The sequence below is a fragment of the Ruegeria sp. AN6 genome, assembly GCF_056540425.1.
This window is the reverse complement of record NZ_JBQFWR010000025.1, coordinates 1-10,252: the sequence shown is the minus strand read 5'-3', so window position 1 is coordinate 10,252 and position 10,252 is coordinate 1. Positions and strand designations below refer to the sequence as shown.

At 50.1% G+C, this 10,252-nt stretch carries 8 protein-coding genes and 1 pseudogene; all 9 read right to left on the bottom strand.

Annotated elements, in window-relative coordinates:
* Positions 1–72 precede the first annotated feature (72 nt).
* Positions 73–231 (bottom strand): annotated as a pseudogene (locus tag ACR0MQ_RS21705) (IS3 family transposase); the annotation flags it as partial.
* A gap of 137 nt (positions 232–368) precedes the next feature.
* Entirely contained in the window at positions 369–1,949 is a 1,581-nt protein-coding gene (locus ACR0MQ_RS21700) for a hypothetical protein (protein WP_480610822.1), read from the bottom strand.
* A gap of 51 nt (positions 1,950–2,000) precedes the next feature.
* Positions 2,001–3,344, bottom strand: coding sequence for an NAD(P)/FAD-dependent oxidoreductase (locus ACR0MQ_RS21695; protein ID WP_480610819.1), 1,344 nt, complete (start codon positions 3,342–3,344; stop codon positions 2,001–2,003).
* Positions 3,344–4,357, bottom strand: coding sequence for a lysylphosphatidylglycerol synthase transmembrane domain-containing protein (locus ACR0MQ_RS21690; RefSeq protein WP_480610816.1), 1,014 nt, complete (start codon positions 4,355–4,357; stop codon positions 3,344–3,346). Before ACR0MQ_RS21690 ends, ACR0MQ_RS21695 begins: the two co-directional genes overlap by 1 nt.
* Positions 4,354–5,346 (bottom strand): glycosyltransferase family 2 protein, encoded by a 993-nt coding sequence (locus ACR0MQ_RS21685; RefSeq protein WP_480610813.1) that lies wholly within the window; start codon positions 5,344–5,346, stop codon positions 4,354–4,356. Before ACR0MQ_RS21685 ends, ACR0MQ_RS21690 begins: the two co-directional genes overlap by 4 nt.
* Before the next feature lie 470 nt (positions 5,347–5,816).
* Entirely contained in the window at positions 5,817–6,689 is an 873-nt protein-coding gene (gene rfbA / locus ACR0MQ_RS21680) for a glucose-1-phosphate thymidylyltransferase RfbA (RefSeq protein ID WP_480610810.1), read from the bottom strand.
* A 3-nt stretch (positions 6,690–6,692) separates the two neighbouring features.
* A complete protein-coding gene (rfbD, locus tag ACR0MQ_RS21675; RefSeq protein ID WP_480610807.1) occupies positions 6,693–7,571 on the bottom strand; it encodes a dTDP-4-dehydrorhamnose reductase in 879 nt (292 codons plus the stop codon).
* Positions 7,568–8,608 carry a dTDP-glucose 4,6-dehydratase gene (gene rfbB, locus ACR0MQ_RS21670; RefSeq protein ID WP_480610804.1) on the bottom strand — a complete coding sequence of 347 codons (1,041 nt, stop codon included), beginning with the start codon at positions 8,606–8,608 and terminating at the stop codon, positions 7,568–7,570. The genes rfbD and rfbB overlap by 4 nt, the downstream gene beginning before the upstream one ends.
* Positions 8,608–9,174, bottom strand: a complete 567-nt coding sequence (rfbC, locus tag ACR0MQ_RS21665) for a dTDP-4-dehydrorhamnose 3,5-epimerase (protein ID WP_480610801.1) — start codon at positions 9,172–9,174, stop codon at positions 8,608–8,610. The genes rfbB and rfbC overlap by 1 nt, the downstream gene beginning before the upstream one ends.
* Between the last annotated feature and the right edge of the window lie 1,078 nt (positions 9,175–10,252).

Sequence of the window (10,252 nt, the reverse complement as noted above, 5' to 3'; positions counted from 1 at the left end):
ACGATGCGATTGTGCCAGATCAGGAAACAACGAGTTTTCCATCCTGCCTTAGCATGAGGTGCCCCTAGTTTCCTAGACACCTGCCTGGTTTAGTTTCTGCTGTCTTGATTCGAAGTCAACGGGTGACAGCATGCCGTTGTTCGTGTGCTTGCGTTTAGGGTTGTAGAAGAGCTCAATGTATTCGAACACATCCAGCCTTGCAGCTTCTCTGGTCGGATAGGTGCGACGTCTGAACTAGTAGCGTTACAGAAATGGCGAGGAAAGCCACAGCAGTTACAAGCACAACTAAGGACGGGAGTCCACTCGGTCACCAAACTCATTTATTTCAATGTAATTACCTATTACCTACTCGAACTGTACTGAGAATTCTAAGGCCTAACTATACTCCATTCTCCAAAACGTACCACTCTATCAGAGGTTTTCATAAACTCAGGACCTAATATCTGTAAAAGAAGATAATCTTCCATCACAAGAAATGGTATATTTTCTAACTTCAAGACACTAGCTAGTGAATCTAAGCAAGCACTACCCTCGGAACAATCACGCAGAAAAGCGTCAGGACTTATCCACCAATCCATCTTTTGTGGATCATATGGGTCTAACTCTGTTCCTTCTGGTATGTTAATGACCTCACGTTGAGCAATATGTGCCGACCACTCTCGAATAATTGGATTTCCAACAAATATGACGACCGCATCATCAGGTGAATTGTCGCGCAGCCAAAAAAATGCCGACTGGGCCTCAGGCCATTTATTCATTGCTTCCGTTTGATCCTTATCCATGCCCAAAACTACTCGCAACGGAGAATAAAGCGGAAATTGGATAATCAGGTAGAATGCCACCACCATGGAAATAGAAGCTCCAAAGAAACTCTTTCCATAAAGTGCAACGGATCGGTTCATCAAGGTTTCACTCAAACTGTGGAGAGCGATACCACAGGTAAGGGCAACGCCCGGCGCGACAAGCCAACTTGCTTCGCGAGGAACCAAAACGATGATGAACACAGACCAGATTGGTATCCAAAGAATTCGCCAATCTAAAAGGCAAAGAAGCGCGCCCCAGAAGAATAGAAAACTCCAAACAACGGCCTGCCCATCGCTATTAAAAACTACTGGATTCACCAAAAAATCCGCGAAAGCACGAGCGTATGATCGGCCTGCATTTTCAGAGAATGCGAGAACAAATGTATCCAATGATTCAAGTACATGAATAGCATATGGAAGTACAATTATGATTGAGATCACGGCAGCAATGGACAACAAACGTACCACTAATAGCGGCGTATTTTTGTTAGCGATGCCAAACAAAATGGCCAGGGGGAAGCAAGAGGCAGTCAATGCAAACGCGCTTCCCGGACTTAGGAGAACCCCCAGCCCGACAGAAACTCCTAGCAGCGCAGAATTGATATTAGTTGGAAATTGGAAGATTCGTACTGACGCTAAGAGGAAAAAGGTTGACGCAATCGTGCCAAGAGCCTCTGCAAAACCTTCAGTATCAACTTGTTCATGAAGGGCATTGGGCAACAGGATGTATGCAAAAGTAGCAGTAAACGCTAGATACTTATTTCCAGAAAAAACCCGGGCGCTTAGAAAGTAGAAAATCAACACCGAAGCAGCTGATAAAATGGGCGGAAAAACATTAATGACAATAAATGAATCGATGCCAAGCTCATATATGAATATGGCCATGATGTAGAACCCTAGTGGAGGGTATAGGAACGGAACCCCATCGGTAGAGTAATAAGGAATTTCATCCGGAATAGCATAGTTGTTGAGCCAAATCTGCCTCGAGAACTCCAAGAATAACCCGGCTTTGTCAGAAAATTTCAACGGGTCTATAAACGCCAGATGACCAAAACGAGTTAATAATGTCAGAGAGATAAGTATAATCGCGATAAGCCAAAGAACGCGCTTTGAACCATATCTTTCTGAGCTTCTGTATTCAGGCATTGGCAAACCTTAAAATATAAGAGATTCTAGATTTCTTTGATTATCAATTTATCATTGAAGCGAAACGGATTTCTGCAGGATCGCGTGCGCCATTTTTCGGCCCTCACGGACGGCATAATTTGTTCCTCGATCTTCCGGGTAAATCTGCGCCATTGAACACACATGAAAGCCGGGTAAGGGCCCATCCTTTGCAGGAATCAATTGTGAATAGTATTTTTCAACAACTGGTTGAGACCATCGGGCTCGCCAAACATGAAAATGTCGAATCCAGCTACGATCAAACTCTGGAAACATCCGTTGCAGGTGCGGAATTGAGAACTCTAAAACCTCCTCGTCATCCATCTGATAAAGTGCATCAGTATGCGGAAGATACTTAGAGAGATACACGACATGGTCCCCACCATAACTCTTAGCACTCTCGAAGTTTGTGTGCTCTATCACTCCGACATATGGAAACGTCGTATCATTTACATTTAACCAGTAAGTCGAAGAGAGAGAGCGGTCGAGACGCAAGACGAGGCAGACATTCGCAAGATAATTGATCGAATACAGCTGCTTTAGATAATCATCAGGCGCCCAACTTTTTATCATATCGCCGATCAGAGGGAGAGCCGTTGTGGCAACCACACGCTCACTTGTGACGCTACCCCATGGGCCCGTGCATCGCCAGCGCCCATCATCCGTAGGTTCGATCTTCTCAACAAGGCTTGCCGTTCTAACATCCCCCCCAGCCTGCAATATTCCATCAGCAGTTGCTTCAGCTAAGCGCGCGAAGCTGCCTTTCATATAAGCAAGGCGTTCTTCACCTCCCCTGCCACGGCTGCTACCCCTTAATTTAAGCTTGTTCCAAAACCAGACCGCAGAGACAGTATCCGCATAGGGGCCAAACTTTCCTTTAAGAAGCGGCTGCCAAACCACACGAAACACATTTTCGCCACCCAAACTTTTAAGCCAGTCGGCCGCTGTTTTTCCTTCTAAGTCCATCCAATCATTCACCCTTCTAGCACGCAGGGTTAAGACCCCAAGACGAACCCGGTCCAATAAGGGAAGGGCGGTAAATTTTAGAAGATCCATCGGAGTTGAAAGTTTGAAAATTTTATTGGCAAAAAAAACTCCAGTATTTGTTGGATTGGTTACAACTTCGTGAGACAATCCTAATTCATCTACAAGAGTCATTACCTCTTTATCGTTTGTGAACCAGTGATGATAGAAACGGTCAAGGCGCTCTCCGTCTGTCTCAAACGCCCCAGCCAAACCGCCAACCGACGGTTCGGCCTCTAACAACGTAACATTTTCCCCCTTCCGGGCTAAATCAAATGCACAAGCCAAGCCAGCAAAACCACCTCCTACAATTGTTGTCCTGCTGCACGGCCCCTTAGCGATAGAAGAATTCATTAAAACGTCGCCTTTTCTGAAGAGTTTTTTACACCGGATGCACGCTTCAAAACCCAGTAGCAAAAGCTAATACCACCCCACACAATGGCTGGTACGTAAAGCGTAAGGTGGATGAGAAACGCAAATGCCACCGCCACAACCGCTGAGTTTCCAAGTAACTCCGCGACTTGCATTACAAAGTAATGAAACGTGCCAATGTAGCCGGGAGTTGAAGGCAGCATAGTAGACAAGGTTCCAACAGGCATCGCAAGCCACGCTGCATCTGGAACCACCAAGTCAGGCAACGCACGCGCAATAGCGTAGAAAACACATGCCTCAAAGCCCCACGCCACAAAAGACCATGTGATTAGTAGCGCCATTCGAGCGCGCGTGGCTAGACTGTCGAGAGTTTGAAATACGCGATCAACCTCTAACTGGAGCTTGTCAGAGAACGACGGCATTTTCCAAGACAATGAGCGTAGGACTAAATATATCGGTGGTTCAGCAAGTCGTGGAAAAAAAAGAAACAACGCAATCATCAGCGTGACAAGAACAAATAAGGTAGAACTCCACCCAAACAGCGTGCCCAGCCCCACATCATCAACCCTCAACAGTGCCAAGGCAGACGCAAGTGCCAGCATCAACGATAGCAAATCCATCAATCGTTCAGCTAGAATCGTTGCAAGTATTCGCGCGGTCGGAACACCAAGCCAGCCTGGAAAAGCAACAGCCCGAAGAGCGTCGCCTGCCCGAAAGGGCAACACATTATTGGCAGCGATCGAGATCATGAATGGAACCGCGCACCGACCCCAACTCAGCCGAGGATTATAGGGTGCCAGCATCAGGCGCCAGCGCCAGATACGTGCGGCATAACCAAGAAAAAAAAAACCAACCGCTGCGGCAACCCAACTTACTTCTGCAGTACGGAGCGCCAAAATTAGATCTGCAACAGGAATGGCATTTATAACTAACCAAATGAAGAAAGCGGAAACGATTAGTCCCACCATTAGTTGAGTCAGTTTATATAAATTCATGACCGAACGCTCTCTAGCTCGGTTCTAACCGCGCTTTCGAAACCGATACGTTCTCGAACAATATAGAGTGGACGGCCTTTTGCTTCTTCGTAAATACGCCCGACATATTCGCCTATAATTCCAAGCGAAATTAGTTGCACACCACCCAAGAACAAAACGGCAATCATTAATGCAGTCCAACCTTCCACCCAAATTGATGTCATAAGGCGCAGTATTATAGCATAGACTATTCCAATTAATGCTAGAGCGGCCGCTATAATGCCTAAGTTCGTTGCAATCTGCAAAGGCTTGGATGAAAAGGATAAAATACCATCAGTCGCGAAGCGCAACATCTTGCGCAATGGATACTTTGAAGTGCCTGCGACACGCTTTTTGCGGTCATAAGGCAGCGCTAGCTGTTTATGCCCCACCCAAGCCACGAGTCCGCGAACAAAACGATGCCGTTCTGGCATCGCCCGCAACACGTCAACAACCCGCCTATCCATGAGGCGGAAATCACCGGTATCGAGTGGAATTGGCGTCTCTGACAAACGGTTGAGAAGCCTATAGAACCATCTGGCAGTTGTAATTTTAAACGCACTCTCTCCTTCACGGCTGGCGCGCACTCCGTAAATCACGTCATATCCAGACTCCCAGTAAGTAATCATTTCCGCCAGGACCTTGGGGGGATCTTGTAAGTCTGCATCAATCAGCGCCACAGCATCCCCCGCCGCAGCATCGATCCCGGCTGTAACGGCGATCTGATGTCCAAAATTACGTGCAAAACTAATAATTCTAAGCTGCGGATTACTGTTTGCAGCATCTCGTAGTATCTCGAGCGTAGCATCCTTGCTACCGTCATCAACAAAGAGCAGTTCCACCTGATGGCGAGGCAAACTTTTCACGAATGCCAGAAGTTGCCTGATTGTCTCCTTCAACACTTCTTCTTCGTTATAACAAGGTACAACAATAGAAATGAGTGAAGGATTAGTGCGCGTCGCAGTACTCAAAATAGTTCCCCATATACACCTTTCCCCAACTCCACAGAGGAAACCCGATTGGTTACTATGCTCAAACCCCCTCACCAAAATGAGCAAAAAAATTAGCGAACGTAATAACAGCTATTAGGGTTCTCAGACAGATAGCCCAGCCGTCTCTCATAAAAAAGCCGGACATATTTTTGAAATTTAGAATACGAAACTAACCTCTACTTCACACTGTTGATGACGTCAGCCAAAATCTTTTTATTATTTTTTCTCACATCAAGCTCAGATAACTACATCTTTACAACGCCCTAGGTAGTTTTCACAAAAAAATTAATCTTAGTCTGCTCTCGAGTCTTAAACATGACATTCTGATTGCCCCATGTATCTTCGTTCTTAGTAAAAACCGCTTAGATCTAAACAATAGGCGCTCTGATAGTCAGATTGCTTCCCAAAAGACAACGATGCGCCGGCTGGACAGGCCTTTCCTGAGAATCTCACGCTCGGCACAGAAGTAACCGCAAATACTCACCATATGTAGACTTTGCGAACAGTCCGGCACGCTCTTCCAGCGCCGCATCATTGATCCAGCCGTTAACCCAAGCGATCTCATCAAGGCTCCCCGTCTGCATGCCTTGCCGATCCGTAAGCGTACGCACAAAATTCCCTGCATCCAATAGCGACCCATGCGTGCCAGTATCCAACCAGGCAAAGCCGCGGCCCATGGTCTGAACGTTCAGCAGACCTTCACTCAGATACATCTCGAGCAGGGATGTGATCTCCAACTCGCCACGCTCGGACGGCTGGACCTGACGGGCGCGGGCAGGGGCATCGCCGTCGAGAAAGTATAGCCCAGTCACAGCATAGTTCGAGGGCGGAACTTTCGGCTTTTCGATGATGCCGCGTACCTTCTGATCCTCGAAATCGACCACACCATAGCGCTCGGGATCGGCGACGCGATAGGCGAATACTGTCCCGCCGCTCTCTTGCGCATCCGCAGCACGAAGCAGATCCGGCAGGCCGTGGCCGAAGAAGATATTGTCGCCCAAAATCATCGCTGACGGGGCACCTGCCAGAAAATCCTCGGCCAGTGTATAGGCTTGCGCCAGACCATCGGGCGAGGGCTGGGTGATCCAGGTCAGCGACAGACCATATTGGCTGCCGTCACCCAACAGACGCTGAAACTGATCCTGATCCTGTGGTGTTGTGATGATCGCGATCTCGCGGATCTGCGACAGCATGAGCACGCTCAGCGGGTAGAAGATCATCGGCTTGTCATAGATCGGCAGCAACTGTTTTGAGACCGCCATGGTGATCGGATACAGCCGAGTACCCGAACCGCCAGCCAGAATGATACCTTTGCGTCGCATGATCTATCCTTTCAAGGCAGGGCTATCTGCAACCTTCAACTCGGCCAGCACCTGCGCCAATCCGGCTTTCCAGTCAGGCCGCCCAAGCCCGTAAATGTCATTGAGCCACGAACACTCCAGCCGCGAATTCTGCGGCCTAGGGGCTGGCGTGGGGTAATCCGTTGTCGGAATGTCGATGATCTGAGTTGCTAAGCCCGCCTGCGAGACAATTTCGCGCGCGAAACCGGCCCAACTAACATCAGGTGCGCCGGAATAGTGAAACAGCCCGCCTTCGGCCTGCCCTCCGGTTTTGGCCATGGTCAGCAACGTCTCGGCAATATCAGCCGCTGGGGTCGGCCCGCCGATCTGATCCGCCACGATGGTCAGCGTGTCACGAGTCTCGGCCAGTCTCAGGATGGTTGTGACAAAATTGTGCCCGTGGGCCGAAAACACCCAACTTGTCCGCAGGATCGCATGCCATCCCCCTGCTTGGGCGATTTGGTGCTCTCCCTCCAGTTTGGTTTGGCCATACACACCCAGCGGACCGGTCGGGTCTTGGACAGTCCGAGGCGAGGCCCCTTCCCCGTCAAAAACATAGTCGGTCGAGATATGCAGGAAAGGCAAATCACGCTCTGCCGCAGCACGTGCCATGGCACCCGGCGCATCCCCATTGATCCGCTGGGCCAGCCCGGATTCATCCTCGGCCTTATCGACCGCCGTGTAAGCGGCAGCGTTGATGATTACATCGGCATCCGTGTTTTGGATCGCATCCGTACAGCTCTGTGGGTCAGACAGGTTGGCTTGAGACCGATCCAGCGCTGCGACCGTGACGCCATGCGCCGATGCTCGCCGGCGTAGTTCCGTGGCGACCTGCCCGCTATGTCCGAAGACCAGTGCCTTCATCCAGCCACCCCAAGCCGCTCTCCTACACCGCTGCGGTCCTGCAGAGCAGCCAGCCATGCGCCATTGTCCAGATACCACTGAACCGTTTGCTCCAGCCCGGTTTCAGGTGTGTACGAGGGGCGCCAGTTCAGCTCTTCCCGGATGCGGGTCGGATCGATGGCATAACGACGATCATGGCCCGGGCGGTCGGTGATAAAACTGATCAGATCGGCATAGGGTGCTTTGCCCGGCTTCAACCGATCCAGGGTCGCACAGAGCATTTTGACCAGATCAAGATTGGTCATCTCGTTCTCGCCGCCGATATTGTAGCTGCGTCCTAACTTGCCCTTCTCCAGCACCAGCAGCAGCGCCTCGGCATGGTCTTCGACATGCAACCAGTCGCGGATGTTATCCCCCGCCCCGTAGATCGGGATGGGCTTGCCGGCCAACGCGTTCAGGATCACAACCGGGATCAGCTTTTCCGGAAACTGGTAGGGGCCATAATTGTTCGAACAATTGGTCATCACCACCGGCAGGCCGTAGGTTTCATGCCAAGCCCGGACCAAGTGATCCGACCCCGCCTTCGAGGCCGAATAGGGTGAATTGGGCTGATAGGGGCTATCTTCGGTAAAAAAGCCGGTCTCGCCCAAGGAGCCAAAGACCTCATCGGTCGAGATGTGATGGAAGCGGAAACTCTCAGGCCGGCCAGCATCCATCCAATAGGCGCGCACCGCCTCCAGCAGCACATATGTCCCGGTTACATTGGTATCGATAAAGGCTGCGGGGTCGTCAATCGAACGATCAACATGGCTTTCAGCAGCCAGATGCATGATCGCATCGGGTTGGTGCTTGCGCAGAATGTTGGACATCGCACCAGCATCCCGGATATCCGCCTGCGCAAATTCATACTCAAGCGTATCCGCGACCGAGGCGACATTATCCAGGCAGGCGGCATAGGTGAGAGCGTCGACATTGACGACCGAATGACCCTCGGCAATCGCGTGCCGGATAACAGCCGAGCCGATAAAGCCCGCACCGCCCGTGACCATAATTTTCATCAACCATCCTCAATCGTAAACGGGGTATCTATATCTCGCAAAAATGGGGCTGCTTTATCTTTATCGGACAATTGCGGTTCGGCCATGTTTAATGGCCAATTAATTCCAATATCGGGATCATCCCACCGAATGGCGCCTTCTGTATCCGGTGCGTAGGTGTCAGAACATTTGTAGATGATCTCGGTGTCCGGTTCGAGCGTCATGAAACCGTGAGCAAAGCCAGCTGGGATTAACAACATTCGGCCGTTTTCAAAGCTGAGTTCCTCGCCGACCCACTGGCTATATGTCGGTGAGCTTTTGCGGATATCCACAGCTACATCAAAAAACCGTCCACGCCCGCAGCGCACCAGCTTGGCCTGCGCTCTTGGCGGGGCCTGAAAATGAAGCCCTCGCACTGTGCCGATGGTACTGGACAGCGAGTGGTTATCCTGTACGAAAACCGTCGCAATGCCTTCTGCAGAGAAACTGTTCCGGTTATAGGTTTCTTCAAAAAAACCACGATGATCACCGAAGCGTTTAGGCGTGATCGAGATCACCTCCGGGATTGCAAGAGGTACCAATTCCATAGTTACAAATCTCGTTCCATCATGTGATGCCGCTACCCTCAGATGGTCATGTCATGACTGTTCCTGCAAGTCCAAGCGATTGTCGATAGCACAATCTGTATTATACCGCAAAGACGCCGCAGAGTGGTGAGGAGGCGCAAAGCACGAGCTGCCCGGTCTAACCGATGCCTCAGATCAATGCTTTCGCGCTGTTCGTTGCAGGTCAGAAGTTTCACAACGATGCGCATAATGCAAGCGTTTCAAGCGGCTCTGAAAAGCAATGATTTTGCTTAACTTTTTTAAGCCAGCGTCCAGTAACTAAGGGCACCGTGACAGTAAGCAAGGCGTGCGGATCGACGCCGTTCAGTTTGAGGGTCTCGATCATTGAGGCGAAGATCGCCCAATTTTAGGCACCCGCTTCGTGTCCGGCGAAGAAAGCGTTCTTGCGATTGAATGCAATCGGACGGAGCATTAGCTCAACGCTGTGCTCTCGCTCAATTCTAGGGCAGCCCTCAGTTGAAGCGCTTTATAACACAACCACCTTATCCTGCCACACTCTCTAGGAGGAAACAGGGAGGAATTGGGAAAGCCGCGTTTTTTCAAATTGCCTTCGGAACAGTTTTGATCTTGGGGCAATCTCTAAGCAGGGATAAGGGTTCTGCCTCTCTGCAATCCAGCAAGCGCGGGCGCCGGTAGGCTAGCCCCAACAATCACCACGCGGCGATGTGGGCATGCCGCTGAGCGATGATGAAATCCTGATCAAGCTCCATCTACTTACTGATCCTATCCTTGGAAAAAATCGCGCAGACGAGATGGTTGAACGTGCCCTACACTTTGATCAATTGGGTAGATCAGAGTTTCAGAGGTTGTTGGAACTGTACTGTCATCCGATCTGAGTTCCACTTGGGTTGGTTATTGTCTTTAAAAACAAGGGATCTAGAGTTTTGAGGTCATTTTGTTAGCTTTATGAGGACTATATTGACGACCCACCAACACGGCAATTACTTTTGATAAGTATCCCTTATCATGATTGATTGAAATTTGCCGCGAAGCGGTGCAGAATGTACCCCATGAAGCCCCCTGCGCCCTATCTCCCAGC

Excerpts from the sequence above, each read along its gene's own strand:
- ACR0MQ_RS21700 (WP_480610822.1), bottom strand. The coding sequence starts at position 1,949 with ATGCCTGAATACAGAAGCTCAGAAAGATATGGTTCAAAGCGCGTTCTT.
- ACR0MQ_RS21695 (WP_480610819.1), bottom strand. The coding sequence starts at position 3,344 with ATGAATTCTTCTATCGCTAAGGGGCCGTGCAGCAGGACAACAATTGTA.
- ACR0MQ_RS21690 (WP_480610816.1), bottom strand. The coding sequence starts at position 4,357 with ATGAATTTATATAAACTGACTCAACTAATGGTGGGACTAATCGTTTCC.
- rfbA (WP_480610810.1), bottom strand. The coding sequence starts at position 6,689 with ATGCGACGCAAAGGTATCATTCTGGCTGGCGGTTCGGGTACTCGGCTG.
- rfbD (WP_480610807.1), bottom strand. The coding sequence starts at position 7,571 with ATGAAGGCACTGGTCTTCGGACATAGCGGGCAGGTCGCCACGGAACTA.
- rfbB (WP_480610804.1), bottom strand. The coding sequence starts at position 8,608 with ATGAAAATTATGGTCACGGGCGGTGCGGGCTTTATCGGCTCGGCTGTT.
- rfbC (WP_480610801.1), bottom strand. The coding sequence starts at position 9,174 with ATGGAATTGGTACCTCTTGCAATCCCGGAGGTGATCTCGATCACGCCT.